Consider the following 14,166-nt stretch of genomic DNA (forward strand, 5'->3'; position numbering starts at 1 on the left):
GCTCGGAGTGAATATGGAAAATGGCGTTTTCGCAGATAAGGAACTGGAAGAGACGGAAGAACCTAGAGAGGATTTGCTTGAACATGAGCCGCCTTCCTTTGAATTGGAGGAGGGCGAAGAGGAGGAGCCCGAGGAGGAAGTCAAGGTCCTGGAACAAGAGCATTTTGACGACGCCATAAAGCTCTATCTCCGGGAGATCCAGAAAACCACCTTGCTCTCAGCCGATGAAGAAAAGGCGCTTGCGAGCCGCATTGCAAAAGGCGACAAGTCTGCCCGTGACAAGATGATAGAGTCTAATCTTCGTCTTGTCGTAAAGATTGCAAAGCGTTACATAAACCGGGGGCTCCCTTTCCTGGATCTAATAGAAGAAGGAAACATGGGACTCATCAAAGCGGTTGAACGCTTCAAGCTCTCCAAGGAATGCCGCTTTTCTACGTACGCCACATGGTGGATCAGGCAATCGATCGAACGCGCCCTGGTAAACCAGTCAAGAACCATCAGATTGCCAGTTCACGTCTCTGACGACATCAACAAGATGCTCAAGATAACCCGTGAACTCGTTCAGAGATACAACCGGGAACCTTCCACTAAAGAAGTTGCTGCCGAGATGAACGTGAATCCTGCGTATATTCGCAGACTGATGGTTCTTCTCAAAAAGACTTATTCGATAGAACGTCCCATGGGGGAGAACAGCGACTATTTTCTTATTGACACAATCGAGGATACTTCAACGATATCGCCTGCGGTTCTTCTCGAAGATTTGAACAAATATGAAATAGTTTCCAAGTGGTTCTCCTCACTGTCGGAAAACGAACAAAAGATACTGACTCTCCGATTCGGACTCGATGACAAGGAACCTCAGACGCTTGACACAATCGGACGAAGCTTTGGAGTAACTCGCGAGAGAATTCGGCAGATAGAGGCTAAATCACTGGAAAAACTTAGAAAATACATCGAAGGTACCGACTCTCAGGCAATAGATTAAACCTAAATCAGGAGGTGTGTCTTGGAAGAGTTGAAAAATATAATCAGAGACGTCCCCGATTTCCCAAAAAAAGGAATCGTATTCAAGGACATTACGACGCTTCTTGCTGACGCCAAGTCTTTCCAGAGAATGGTCGATTTGCTAGCACATCGATATGTTGGTGAGAAAATCGACAAAGTGGTAGGCGTAGAGGCTCGTGGATTCATCATTGGCGCAGCTTTGGCCTATAAGCTTGGGGCGGGTGTAGTACTGGTACGCAAACCGGGGAAGCTCCCTTCGGAAACTTTCAGCAAGAGCTATGAGCTCGAGTATGGAACTGACACCTTGGAGATTCACCGAGACGCCATAAAACCAGGCGAGAGGGTGCTGATAGCCGACGATGTACTTGCGACGGGAGGGACCATGGCAGCGGTTGTTGATATGGTCCGAACTCTTGGTGGTGAGATTGTTGACTGTTGTTTTATGGCGGAGCTGGACTTTCTGAACGGTCGCTCCAAGCTGCCGGCAGGAAGGGTTTATTCACTAATCAAATTCTAATTGTAATTCTGCCTTCTCTGTGAGGGGAAAAGGTTGCATTAATTGACGAGATAAGTTATATAGACCATTCAATTGTCCCCGTAGCTCAGCCGGAGAGAGCACTTCCCTCCTAAGGAAGGGGTCGGACGTTCGAATCGTCTCGGGGACGCCAGGAAATATAAGGGGTTACGGCTTATGACTGTAGCCCCTTTTTGTTCAGCTGCAGTGAACCTTGAGGTGGTGTTTCGCAGTCATGTCGTCACCCGTGGCTGCCAAAGCGGCAACAACCCAGAGACAACCTCGGAAGGGGAGTGAAGAAATGAAAAACGCCCTGAATCTGAACGATTAGGGCGTCTTCTTGTGCGATAATGGTGCCGAAGGCGAGACTCGAACTCGCACGAGCAATTGCCCGCCACCCCCTCAAGATGGTGTGTCTACCAATTCCACCACTTCGGCAAGGACCAACTTTATATCACCGATCCGATTTCTGTGTCAATACTTTTTTCTGCATTTATTTGGCCGGTGCGTTTACTGGAGCTTGTTGCGCCGGGGGTACGGGCTGTTGTGGTTTAGTGGTCGGTGCGGGCGCTGCTTTCTGGGGAGTCGACGTTGGAATCCCTTTTGAAGGCATGATGGACGAAGTTCCCGGTTGACCGGAGAGGTAGGCAAGCGTGAGCGAAGTAAGCATGAAGATGATAGCTGCACCAGTAGTGAGCTTGCTCAGGAAAGTTGTCCCGCCTCCGGCACCAAAAACAGACTGGCTGCCGCTTGCACCGAATGATGCCCCCATTTCCGCCCCTTTTCCTGATTGGAGAAGAACTATTGCAATGAGGGCAATTGATACCAGAATGTGAAGGATGATAAGTAAAATCATCATGTTGGATAACTCCGATTGCTTTAGTAAGCTTTACTGAATATCACATCGACGAGGTAATGCAAAGAACAAAATTAAGAGTTGTAGTTTGCAATGGCTGCAAAGGAGGGTGCATTGAGACTGGCACCTCCCACCAGGGCACCGTCGATGTCCGGTTGGGTCATGAGACCCTTGATGTTCTCAGGCTTAACGCTTCCTCCATACAAGACCCGGATTGCCTCGGCTGCGTTCCGGCCGTAGAGTCTTGCGATCAGAGTCCTTATGTGGGCATGAGCTTCCTGGGCCTGTTCGTTTGTTGCCGTCTTGCCTGTGCCTATTGCCCAGACAGGTTCGTAGGCGATGATGATCTTCGAGAGCCCGCCGACGGGTATATCAACAAGACCACCACAAACCTGGCTATCAAGGACATCTAACGTTTTTCCCGACTCACGTTCGGCAAGGGTTTCACCGATGCAGAACAGAACGGTAAGCCCTGCGGAAAGGGCAGCCTTGATTTTCCTGTTAACGGTCGTGTCGGTTTCACCGAAATATTGCCTACGTTCGGAATGTCCGACAATTACGTGACTGCATCCAACGTCGCACAACATGCCGGGAGAAACCTCGCCGGTGTAAGCTCCTTCTTCTTCCCAGAAGCAATCTTGGGCTGCAAGCATTACGTTTGTGCCTGCAATGACATCCCTTACTTTACCGAGGACCGTGAAAACCGGCGCTACGATAATTTCAACCCCTGATGTCTGTTTAACCAGCGGAATGAGTTCCGAGACGAGGTTCACCGCTTCAGCACTCTTTTTGAAGAGTTTCCAGTTACCCGCAATGACAGGTGTTCTCATTTTCGGTCTCCCTCGCTATTGTTTGCCGTTTTCTTCAAGAACCTTGATGCCGGGAAGCTTTTTACCTTCGAGCAATTCGAGGAAGGCCCCGCCGCCGGTGGATATATAGCTGATCTTGGCGTATTCGCCGGCCCGATGAACGGCCACGTCGGTGTCACCGCCACCGACGATAGTCAGTGCATAGGAGTTGGCGACAGCCGAAACCAGGGCAAAGGTGCCGCGGGAGAATGCATCCATTTCGAAGACTCCCATGGGGCCGTTCCATATGATGGTTTTGGCGTTTTGAAGCGCTTCGGAAAAGAGCGTTACGGTTGCGGGGCCGATATCGAGGGCCATCCATTCTTCCGGAATCTCCTGGACCGTGGTCACTTTCGTTTCTGCTTCCGGGTTGAAGCGGTCTGCGGCAACGCAGTCTATCGGCAGATAGAACTTGATTCCTTTTTCGCGGGCCTTGTTGAATGTATTGAGTGCAGTTTCGAGGAGGTGCTCTTCGACGAGAGACTTGCCCACGTTGTAACCGAGAGCCTTCAGGAAGGTGAACGCCATCCCGCCGCCGATGATAATCTTGTCCACCTTGTTGACGAGGCTCTCAAGCACTTCGAGTTTGCCCGATACCTTTGCCCCGCCGAGAATGGCCACGAGCGGCCTGATGGGATTTTGCATGGCCTTCTCGAAGTAATTCATCTCGTTCTTCATCAGGAATCCGGCCGCCACCACCGGGAAATAATTTGAAATGGCTTCCACTGAAGCGTGAGCACGATGGGAGACGGCAAAGGCGTCGTTGACATAGATGTCGCAATCGTTGGCAAGCACCTTGGCAAAGTCGCGGTCATTCTTTTCCTCGCCTTCGTAGAATCGGACGTTTTCAAGCATTACGATGTCGCCCGGCTTCATTGCATCAATTATTTTCTTAACCTCTTCGCCGATGCAATCGGGCGCGAGCTGGACCTCTTTGCCCAACAGCCGTGAGAGGCGTTTGGCGGCGGGAGCCATCGAATATTTCGGTTTGCGTTCCCCCTTGGGGCGTCCCAGGTGTGAAGCGAGAATAATCTTCGCACCTGCATCAAGGGCATAGTTGATGGTCGGGAGAACTGCCCGGATGCGGGTATCTTCCGTGATGTTCTGGTGCTCGTCGAGAGGTACGTTGAAGTCAACCCTCATGAACACTTTTTTCCCTGCAAGATCATCGATCTCGTCAATGTACCGGATAGACATTGTATTCCTCCTGAACGGATAGTCTTTGATTTTATGCTTTATTTTGTGAGGATAATCGGGGATAGCCACGATTTGTAAAAAAAGGGGGGGATATGTTATCCCCCCCTCCGTGGCTTCTTCGAGCTTACTTCGCGATTAGCTTTATGAGATCGACAACGCGATGGGAGAAGCCGGTTTCGTTATCATACCAGGAGAGGACCTTGACCATGTTGCCATCGAGGACCTTGGTGCAGCTCGCATCGACGACGGATGAGAGGTTGCAGCCGTTGAAATCGATGGAAACCAGCGGCTCTTCGCTAAATCCGAGAATCCCTTTGAGCGCACCTTTAGAGGCTTTTTTGAGGGCAGCGTTAACCGTTTCTGCATCTGTTTTCTTTTTGAGGGTGGCGACAAGGTCAACCACGGAGACGTTGGGGGTCGGGACCCGGATCGCCATGCCGTCGAGCTTGCCCTTGAGCTCCGGTAAGACCAGGGAGACAGCCTTGGCGGCGCCGGTAGTGGTCGGGATCATCGACATGGCTGCAGCACGGGCACGGCGCAGGTCCTTGTGGGGGAGGTCGAGGATCTGCTGATCGTTGGTGTAGGAGTGAACGGTTGTCACGAGCCCTTTTTCGATTCCGAAGGTCTCGTGCAGAACCTTGGCTACCGGTGCAAGGCAATTGGTGGTGCAGGACGCATTGGAGATGATGTGGTGCTTCTTCGGATCATAGGCCGTGTGGTTCACCCCCATGACAATGGTTATATCTTCGTTGGTGGCCGGCGCTGAAATAACGACTTTCTTGGCCCCCGCCTTGAGATGCAGCTCTGCTTTCTCTCGGGCAGTGAAGAGCCCGGTCGATTCGAGAACCACATCTATTTTCTCCTGTTTCCATGGGAGTTGCTCCGGGTTCCGCTCGGCAATGATTTTGATGGGCTTGCCGTTGACGATGATCTCGTTGGTTCCGACCTCAACCTTGCCGGGGAAAATACCGTGGACCGAGTCGTACTTCAGCAGGTGTGCCAAGGTCTTGGCATCGGTGAGGTCGTTAATGGCGACGACTTCGATCCCTTTCTCCTTATACACTGCACGGAGCACCGAACGTCCGATTCTTCCGAAACCGTTGATTGCAACCCTAAGAGCCATTGATCCCTCCCTGAAGAAGTATGTGCAAGCCTGAAGGCTGTGCTATAAACGCGACAATCATATAGAGTTGTCCCACCAACGTCAACTTCTTTTCATGACGCTGAACCCTCTTCCGACAAGGCGCTGCGGTTATTCACGGCAGGCAAATTTAATACGTGAGGGTGTGACGGCAATTATGCTAATATGAACAAAATTCGAAATATACCCGATTTCTTGTTTCTGATATTTTAATGAAGAATACTCTTGAAAAACGGATCATACTTTTTGCCTTTGCGATTTTGCTCCTGACGATTGCCGCAAACTCGGGGATGGACATCGTGGGGTTCCGGCGCGATTATGTTCAGGCTCTCATCCTGCGGTCGCAAAGTCTTGGCCTGTCCCTCAAGACAAACATTGAAAAGGTGATAGGGCTCGGGCTCGATGTCCGTGAGATCACCGGGTTGACGGAGCGTTGTGCCGAGCTCGTTCAATCCAGCCCCGAAATTGCTTACTGCGTCATCACCGACAGCGAGGGCAAGGTCCTGTTCTACAATGATGTATCCTTCAGCAAGCTCCGGTTTGACATCATCAAGAAGGCGCTTACAACTCGACTTGACCAAAGCATTCACCTGATCGGCGACGAGAAGGAATATTACGACACGGTTACGCCTGTCCGCGCATCCGACGGGAAGCAGGTGGCACTCATCCATATCGGCTTTTCGGATGATGTGATTGCACAAAAGGTCAACCGGATCATTCTTCGTTCTCTCATCGTCCTCGCGATTTTCTTTCTTATCTCTTTTTCCCTCGTGGTGATATTTGTCAAAAAAAGTATCGTCCAGCCCATTTCCGCTCTTCTCAATGGGGTGAAAAAGGTCTCGGAGGGCGACTTCGAGCAGCGAATCAAGTCGCTTCCAGTCTATGAGTTCGACGAGTTGGCCAAGAACGTCAATGTCATGTCCGAAGCCCTCAAAAACAGGGAAGAAGAGATCCGGCGCAATTATCAGGAGCTTGAAAATATACACAACGATCTTCATTCATCATACCTCAAGCTTGAAACCTTGAGCCTGGACCTGGAGAAGTCCGAAGAGCTCTACAAGTCGCTCCTTGAGGATGCCAGTGACGCCATCGTCGTTATCGACGAAAACGAGATTGTTAAAATGGCCAACAAGATGGCGGAGGAGTTCTTCGATCTCGGTTCCGGCGAGATTGTCGGCCTTCCACTTGCCCGAATGCTTGCCCATATAGGCACAATCAACGCACCAGTTGTCCACTCATTTTTTCAACAGGCAGGGAAGGGTAAGCAGGTAGCCGAAGAGATACGGTTTCTGCGCTCCGGAGGCGTGGAGGTCGTCGGACTTATCCATGCCAATATGGTCACCATTGGAAGCGAAAAGCTCATACAGGCCATAATCCGGGACGTGACCCGGGAACGTGAAATTCTGTTCAATCTTGAGAAGAGTGCCACCGACCTAGCCCGCCTCAACAAGATGAAAGATTCGTTTCTCGGCATTGCTTCCCATGAGCTGAAGACCCCCCTCACCGTTATCATGGGCTATGCCGAGTTGATTCTTTCCGATCTTCCCGACAAGCTCGACCAGAACATTCTCGAAATGATCCAGAACATCGCCAACGCTGCAGCGAGGCTCGATGGCATCGTCAAGGACATGGTGGATATCTCCATGATCGACGAAAAGCGTCTCCACCTGCGACTCGATGAAGTCAACGTCAACCAGCTTGTCATGGATTCGGTCAATGAACTCCGATTCTTTGTTTCGATGCGCAAGCAACAGATCGACGTGGAGCTGGATGAAGCGATTCCCTCAATAAAGGGAGACCGTGTCCGGCTGATGCAGCTACTGTCCAATGTCATCGGCAATTCCATTAAATTCACCCCGGATGCGGGAAAAATCATGATATCTACACGGTCCAAGTATTTGCTGCGTTCCAAGCAGCACCCCACCTCCGAGCCGATACCGCAAGTGGTCAATATTGGAAAGGATCAGCACCTCTACGTGGAGATAACCGTGGCCGATACCGGCATCGGCATAGATCTCGACGACCAGCTTCGAATCTTTGACAAGTTTTACGAGGTGGGGAATATCGAAGAGCACAGTTCCGGTAAAGTGGCTTTCAAGTCCCGCGGGGCCGGGCTCGGGCTGTCGATCGCCAAAGGAATTGTCGAGATGCACGGCGGTGAAGTATGGGTCGAGTCCCCCGGCTATAACCCGGAACAGTTCCCCGGATCTACTTTCCACATTGTTTTGCCTCTCAACCCGGTCACCGGCGACGGGACCATCGATTATCTGAACCTTCTAGAGTAGGAATGCTTGATTCATTAAAAAAAACTACCGTGTTTCGCCTTGAATATCGCACAGCATTTCGGTATAAAAAATTGGTTATGCCTTTTGGCCATGCCTGCGTTGTCGGGGCAATCACACGGAGGGATCGTGAAGGTCTGCCTGCTCGCCAGTGGAAGCAAGGGAAACTCCCTCTATGTGGAGTCGGGCGAAAGCAGAATTCTCGTTGATGCAGGACTTTCCGCACGAGAGATTGTACGCCGGCTTGCCGTAATCGGGGTCGATGCTGCAGAGTTGGACGGACTATTTGTGAGTCACGAGCATGTGGATCATGTGCGCGGGGTAGGGGTGCTGGCCCGCAGATACCATCTGCCGGTCTATGTCAGCTATCCGACCCACCGGGCGATTGGCGAAAGCCTGCAGGGTATTCCGGTTACGGAGTTTGAATCGGGCTATTCTTTCATGTTTCAGGATCTTCTGGTCGATCCGTTCCCCATCACCCACGATGCCTGTGACCCTGTTGGGTTTACCTTTGAATGCGCTGAGGGGAAGATCGGGGTCGCGACCGATTTCGGCGTGGCGACCCGACTCGTCGCCGACAAGCTCAAGCAGTGCCGGGTTCTTGTGCTCGAATCGAATCATGACGAAGAGATGCTGATAAACGGCCCCTATCCCTGGCATCTTAAGCAGCGGATCAAGTCCCGTCACGGTCATCTATCCAACAACGATTCAGCAGCCCTGTTGTCGGATCTGCTGAGCTCCGGGCTTGAGGGCCTCTTCCTTGCACACCTCTCTGAAGTCAACAACGACCCGGCTGTTGCACGGGACGTGACCCGGAATCTCTTGACCTCGCAGAACGTCTGCTCACCAAGGCTGATTGTCGGGGAGCAGTACCAGCCGAGCGAAATCTTCAACCTGTGACCATTGCCGGGGCCGACACGATGTCAGCCCTTTTACTTTTCCCTGATGAAGGAGAATCTGCCGTGATTGAGCGTTACAGCCGTCCTGAAATGTCCCGTATCTGGGAGCCGCGGAACCGCTACCAGAAGTGGCTTGATATCGAGATATACGCCTGCGAAGCCCATGCCGAGCTGGGGAACATCCCCCGCGAGGCGGTCGAGCGGATCAAGTCCAAGGCCAACTTCGACGTGGAGCGCATCGACGAGATCGAGCGGACCGTGAAGCACGACGTCATCGCGTTTCTGACCTCTGTCGCCGATTACATCGGTGACGATTCGCGTTTCGTTCACCTCGGCCTCACCTCCTCGGATGTTCTCGATACCTCGTTCGCCATGTTGCTGGCCGAGGCGTCCGACCTGATCATCGACGATATCAAGCGTCTCATGGAGGTTATCAAGCGCCGGGCCTATGAGCATAAGGAGACGCCGATGATGGGGCGCTCCCACGGCATCCATGCGGAACCGGTCACCTTCGGCATCAAGATGGCCCTCTGGTACGACGAGATGCGCCGCAACCTCCGCCGGATGGAGTCCGCCCGGGAGACCATCGCGTACGGGAAGATCTCGGGGGCGGTCGGCACCTTCGCCAACATCGACCCACGGGTTGAGGAGTACGTCTGCGGCAAAGCGGGACTGAAGCCGGCTCCCTGCTCGACGCAGGTTATCCAGCGCGACCGGCACGCCGAGTTTTTCTCGGCCCTGGCGATTATCGCGAGTTCCATCGAGAAATTCGCCGTGGAGATCCGCCACCTCCAGCGGACGGAAGTTCTCGAAGCCGAAGAGTATTTCAGCAAGGGGCAGAAGGGATCGTCGGCCATGCCGCACAAGCGCAACCCTGTCCTCTCCGAGAACCTCACCGGCCTTGCCCGCTTGGTGCGCGGCTATGCCGTATCGGCCTTCGAGAACGTACCGCTCTGGCATGAGCGGGACATCTCCCACTCCTCCGTAGAGCGCGTTATCGGCCCGGACGCAACGATCGTCATGGACTTCATGCTCAACCGTTGCATCGGGCTCATCGACAACCTCGTGGTCTACCCCGAAAACATGATGAGGAACCTCAATCTCATGCGGGGGCTCATCTTCTCGCAGCGGGTCCTTCTGAAACTGGCCAATGCCGGTGCTTCCCGCGAAAAGGCCTACGAACTCGTCCAGCGCAACGCCATGAAGGTCTGGGAGCAGGGGAAGGATTTCCAGACCGAACTTCTGACCGACGCCGAGGTCCGGGGGTATCTGCCCGAAGAGGAGATTCGCGAGGCGTTTGACCTTCAGTACCATCTCAAGCACGTAGCCACCATCTTCTCGAGGGTATTCGGTGGATAGCATCCTTGAGCTCTTCAGAAGTGGAGCTGACGAGGGTTCGCTGGTGTTCTGGCTCAAGGAACTCCTTTCGGCCGTCGTCATCTTCACGTTCTACTGGGTTCTTTCGCTCATTGTCCGGTATCTCCTTACCCACTGGGCGCCGCGGCTGACTGCGTTCACGCGCACCGACCTGGATGACCGGATCCTCCGGCGGGTGACCCCCCCCACGTGTCTCCTCGTGGTGCTGGCCGGCCTCTATTTTGCGGTGAAGTCCCTGCCGCTTCCCGAAAAGGTCCAGGTGGCGCTTTCCGGGGCGGTGTTCATTCTCAATGTCGTAGTCGTCAGCAACATAGCCTGGCGCGGGATCGACGAACTTCTGGAGTGGTACGGCACGCGTCTCGCCGAGCGGCACGGGGCGGGCGTGGACCGTCAGGTCATCCCGCCACTGGAAAAACTGATCACCATCTTCCTCGTGGGGATCGCCCTGATGGTGACGCTGCGGCACTTCAACTACGACATCCTGTCGGTTGTGACCGCCCTCGGCATCGGTTCGCTGGCCATCGGCATGGCGGCCAAGGACACCCTCGCCAACATGATCTCCGGGTTTACCCTCATGGTGGACCGGCCGTTCCGGATCGGTGACCGCGTCCAGCTTGCTTCCGGTCAGTGGGGTGATGTCTCCGACATCGGACTTCGCACCACTAAAATCAAGACGGTTGACAATACCCTCCTTATCATCCCCAACTCCGAGCTCTGCAATACGACAATCATCAACATGGCATTCCCCGACATACGCGCCAAGGGGAGGGTGAACATCGGCGTCGGATATGGCAGCGATGTGGAAGTGGTGAAGCGGATCCTGACCGAGACCGCCCTTGAGATCGGCGAGGTGCTCAGGGACCCCGCGCCGGAGGCTTTTTTCGTCTCCTTCGGCGACAGCGCCCTGAACATGTCGCTGTTCTTCTGGGTCGAGGACTACGCCCGGGTCTTCGCCACCACCGACCGCATCAACGAGCGCATCATCATCCGTTTCCGGGAGGAGGGGATCTCGATCCCCTATCCGACCCGGACAGTTTTCCTTGAAAAGGACCACTAATGGCGAGAAGAATCGAAATAGCCCTGAAAAAAGGTGTACGCGATGCCCACGGCGAGCGGATCAAGCGGGAGATCGAGCATTTCCTTCATCTTGCGGTTGAAGAAGTGCGGACCATCGATGTCTACACCGTGGACGGGGAATTGAGCGAAGATGAACTGGTAAAGGCGGCATCGGAGCCTTTCTGCGATCCGGTTATCCAGGATTGGCGCATCGACCGTCCAATGGCTGACGGGTTTGACTTTCTCGTCGAAGTGGGCTTTCGCCCCGGCGTCACTGACAACGTGGGCCGGACTGCCCGTGAGGCGATCGAGTACATCACCGGCCGGTTGTTTGCGTCGGGCGAGGGGGTCTACACGTCGGTCCAGTACCTCCTGAAGGGCGAACTTTCCCGGTCCGACGTGGAACGGATTGCGAAGGACCTCCTCTGCAACACCCTCATCCAGCGCTTCGTGATCCTCGATCGAGCTGAATTCCTGGCCAAGGGAGGGGTGCCGGTCTCCGCCCCGAAAGTGACTGCCGAGACGCGGAGCCAGGTGCGTGAAATCGATCTTAACGTTTCAAACGATGAATTGATGCGCATCAGCAGGGAAGGGGTGCTGGCCCTGACCCTTGACGAGATGAAGATCATCCAGGCTCACTATCGCGACCCGGCGGTTGTTGCCGAGCGTCGGAAGGTGGGGCTTTCGGACAAGCCGACCGACGCGGAGCTTGAGGCCCTTGCCCAGACTTGGTCGGAGCACTGCAAGCACAAGATCTTTTCCGGCAACGTCGAGTACATCGATGAAAACGGGAACCGGGAAGAGATCCGGTCCCTGTTCAAGAGCTACATCCAGCGGACCACGGCCACGGTTCGCCAGCAGCTTGGGGACAACGACTACTGCCTGTCGGTGTTCAAGGATAACGCGGGCGTCATCAGGTTCAACGACGACTGGTCGTTGGTCTTCAAGGTTGAGACCCATAACTCCCCGTCGGCCCTCGATCCTTACGGCGGGGCGCTGACCGGCATTGTCGGCGTTAACCGCGACCCCTTCGGCACCGGCATGGGGGCGCGGCTCATCTTCAACACGGATGTCTTCTGTTTTGCCTCGCCGTTTTACGAGAAGCAGCTCCCGAGCCGTCTCCTGCACCCCCGCCGTATCTATGAGGGGGTGGTGGAAGGGGTCGAGCACGGCGGGAACAAGAGCGGCATTCCGACGGTGAACGGCTCCCTGGTGTTCGATGATCGCTTTGCCGGCAAACCGCTCGTTTTCTGCGGCACCGCCGGTCTCATGCCGGCCACCATCAACGGCAAGCCGGCCCATGAAAAGCATATCGATCCGGGCGATCTGATCGTCATGACCGGCGGGCGGATCGGCAAGGACGGCATCCACGGCGCCACCTTCTCGTCCGAGGAACTGAACGAGAACTCTCCGGTGACCGCCGTTCAGATCGGGGATCCGATCACCCAGAAACGGATGACCGACTTCCTTATCCGCGCCCGCGACAGGGGACTGTACAACTTCATCACCGACAACGGCGCAGGGGGGCTCTCCTCCTCGGTGGGCGAGATGGCCAAGGAGTGTGGCGGCTGCCGGATGGATCTCTCCAGTGCCCCGCTCAAGTACCCGGGGCTCGATCCCTGGGAGATCCTCATCTCGGAGGCCCAGGAGCGGATGAGCCTCGCCGTGCCGCCGGCCCGCATCGACGAGTTTCTGGCCATGGCTAAACGCTTCGGTGTAGAGGCTACGGTGCTCGGCGAATTCACCGACACGGGTATCTTCCAGATCATGTACGGCGAGCGGACCATCGCCTATCTGCCGATCAGTTTCCTCCACGAGGGGCTTCCTCCCATGGAGATGCGGGGAGTCTGGGAGATCAAGCGGCACAACGAACCGGCCATCGAAGTTTCGACTGATTACACCGGCGATCTCAAGCGACTTCTCGGCTCTCTCAACATCTGTTCCAAGGAGTCGGTGGTCCGCCGCTACGACCATGAGGTCCAGGGGGGGAGCGTGGTGAAGCCCTTCACAGGCGTCGCCAACGACGGACCTTCCGACGCGGCGGTGGTGCGGCCGGTGCTCGATTCCTACGAAGGGGTCGTGGTGGCCCACGGCATCTGCCCCCGCTACAGCGACATCGATACCTACCACATGACCGCCAATGCCATCGACGAAGGAGTGCGCAACTACGTGGCCGTCGGCGGCTCGCTGGATCTGGTCTCCGGGCTCGACAACTTCTGCTGGTGCGATCCGGTCAAGTCGGAAAAGACACCGGACGGCGAGTACAAGATGGCCCAGCTGGTCCGCTCCAACAAGGCGCTCTACGACTACTGCGTCGCCTATGGCATCCCGCTCATCTCCGGCAAGGATTCCATGAAAAACGACTTTTACGACGGAGCGGTCAAGATCTCGATCCCGCCGACCCTCCTCTTCTCGGTCATCGGCAAGATCGACGATGTGCGCAAGGCGGTCACCATGGACGTCAAGCGGCCGGGGGACATCGTCTACCTCCTCGGGACGACCGCCAACGAACTGGGGGGCTCCGAATACTTCGCCCTCCGGGGCTTCGTCGGGAACAAGGTGCCGAAGGTCGATGCCGACAGGGCCCTGAAGCGGTATCGCGCACTCCAGCGGGCCATAACCGCCGGGCTTGTCGCCTCCTGTCACGACCTCTCCGACGGCGGCCTGGCCGTCGCCCTGGCGGAAATGGCCTTTGCCGGCGGGTTCGGGATTTCGGCCGAACTGGGGAGTGCCCTCTGGAGCGGTGATGGCGCCGGGAGAAACGATGCCGTTCTCCTCTTCTCCGAGTCAGCGTCGCGGCTTCTGGTAGCGGTCAGGCCGCAGAACCGTGCAGCCTTCGAACAGCTCATGGAGGGGTGCGATGCATCCAGGATCGGGGTTGTGACGGAAGAAGACGTCTTGACCATTACGGGGCTCTCTGGTGCCGCGGTGATCAGGGAGCGGATCGACGAACTCAAGCAAGCGTGGCAGAGCCCGCTGAGGGAGCTGTAA

At 55.2% G+C, this 14,166-nt stretch carries 11 protein-coding genes and 2 tRNA genes; 8 read left to right on the forward strand and 5 right to left on the reverse strand.

The features are described 5' to 3' along the window. The first annotated feature begins 13 nt into the window (after positions 1-13). From M6689_RS06500 to M6689_RS06510, 3 genes are all read left to right on the forward strand, one after another. Complete coding sequence (locus M6689_RS06500; RefSeq protein ID WP_298269284.1) at positions 14-985, forward strand: sigma-70 family RNA polymerase sigma factor; 972 nt, start codon at positions 14-16, stop codon at positions 983-985. Positions 986-1,006: 21 nt separating this feature from the next. Continuing rightward, a complete protein-coding gene (locus M6689_RS06505; RefSeq protein ID WP_298269286.1) occupies positions 1,007-1,522 on the forward strand; it encodes an adenine phosphoribosyltransferase in 516 nt (171 codons plus the stop codon). 74 nt (positions 1,523-1,596) lie between these two features. Continuing rightward, positions 1,597-1,673: transfer RNA gene (locus tag M6689_RS06510), tRNA-Arg, on the forward strand. A 197-nt stretch (positions 1,674-1,870) separates the two neighbouring features. On the opposite strand, the gene M6689_RS06515 is transcribed toward M6689_RS06510, so the two are convergent. The 5 genes from M6689_RS06515 to gap all read right to left on the reverse strand — a co-directional run bounded on the left by M6689_RS06515 (position 1,871) and on the right by gap (position 5,543). Continuing rightward, positions 1,871-1,957, reverse strand: a tRNA-Leu gene (locus tag M6689_RS06515). Positions 1,958-2,012: 55 nt separating this feature from the next. Then, entirely contained in the window at positions 2,013-2,378 is a 366-nt protein-coding gene (gene secG, locus M6689_RS06520) for a preprotein translocase subunit SecG (protein ID WP_298269288.1), read from the reverse strand. Positions 2,379-2,449: 71 nt separating this feature from the next. Beyond that, positions 2,450-3,205 carry a triose-phosphate isomerase gene (gene tpiA / locus M6689_RS06525; RefSeq protein ID WP_298269290.1) on the reverse strand — a complete coding sequence of 252 codons (756 nt, stop codon included), beginning with the start codon at positions 3,203-3,205 and terminating at the stop codon, positions 2,450-2,452. 15 nt (positions 3,206-3,220) lie between these two features. Further along, entirely contained in the window at positions 3,221-4,420 is a 1,200-nt protein-coding gene (gene pgk, locus M6689_RS06530; RefSeq protein ID WP_298269292.1) for a phosphoglycerate kinase, read from the reverse strand. Between the two features lie 124 nt (positions 4,421-4,544). Further along, positions 4,545-5,543 carry a type I glyceraldehyde-3-phosphate dehydrogenase gene (gap, locus tag M6689_RS06535; RefSeq protein ID WP_298269295.1) on the reverse strand — a complete coding sequence of 333 codons (999 nt, stop codon included), beginning with the start codon at positions 5,541-5,543 and terminating at the stop codon, positions 4,545-4,547. Between the two features lie 230 nt (positions 5,544-5,773). Here gap and M6689_RS06540 point away from each other — a divergent pair, with 230 nt between their 5' ends. The 5 genes from M6689_RS06540 (at position 5,774) to M6689_RS06560 (ending at position 14,166) form a co-directional block, all read left to right on the forward strand. After that, on the forward strand, positions 5,774-7,846 hold the full coding sequence (locus M6689_RS06540; RefSeq protein WP_298269298.1) for an ATP-binding protein: 2,073 nt from the start codon (positions 5,774-5,776) through the stop codon (positions 7,844-7,846). A gap of 126 nt (positions 7,847-7,972) precedes the next feature. Further along, a complete protein-coding gene (locus M6689_RS06545) occupies positions 7,973-8,743 on the forward strand; it encodes an MBL fold metallo-hydrolase (RefSeq protein ID WP_298269300.1) in 771 nt (256 codons plus the stop codon). Positions 8,744-8,805: 62 nt separating this feature from the next. Further along, positions 8,806-10,101, forward strand: a complete 1,296-nt coding sequence (purB, locus tag M6689_RS06550; protein WP_298269305.1) for an adenylosuccinate lyase — start codon at positions 8,806-8,808, stop codon at positions 10,099-10,101. Beyond that, complete coding sequence (locus tag M6689_RS06555; RefSeq protein ID WP_298269308.1) at positions 10,094-11,176, forward strand: mechanosensitive ion channel domain-containing protein; 1,083 nt, start codon at positions 10,094-10,096, stop codon at positions 11,174-11,176. Before purB ends, M6689_RS06555 begins: the two co-directional genes overlap by 8 nt. Further along, positions 11,176-14,166 (forward strand): phosphoribosylformylglycinamidine synthase subunit PurS, encoded by a 2,991-nt coding sequence (locus tag M6689_RS06560; protein WP_298269311.1) that lies wholly within the window; start codon positions 11,176-11,178, stop codon positions 14,164-14,166. Before M6689_RS06555 ends, M6689_RS06560 begins: the two co-directional genes overlap by 1 nt.

It is taken from the genome of Geobacter sp., assembly GCF_027327745.1.
Classification (GTDB): Bacteria; Desulfobacterota; Desulfuromonadia; order Geobacterales; family Geobacteraceae; genus Geobacter.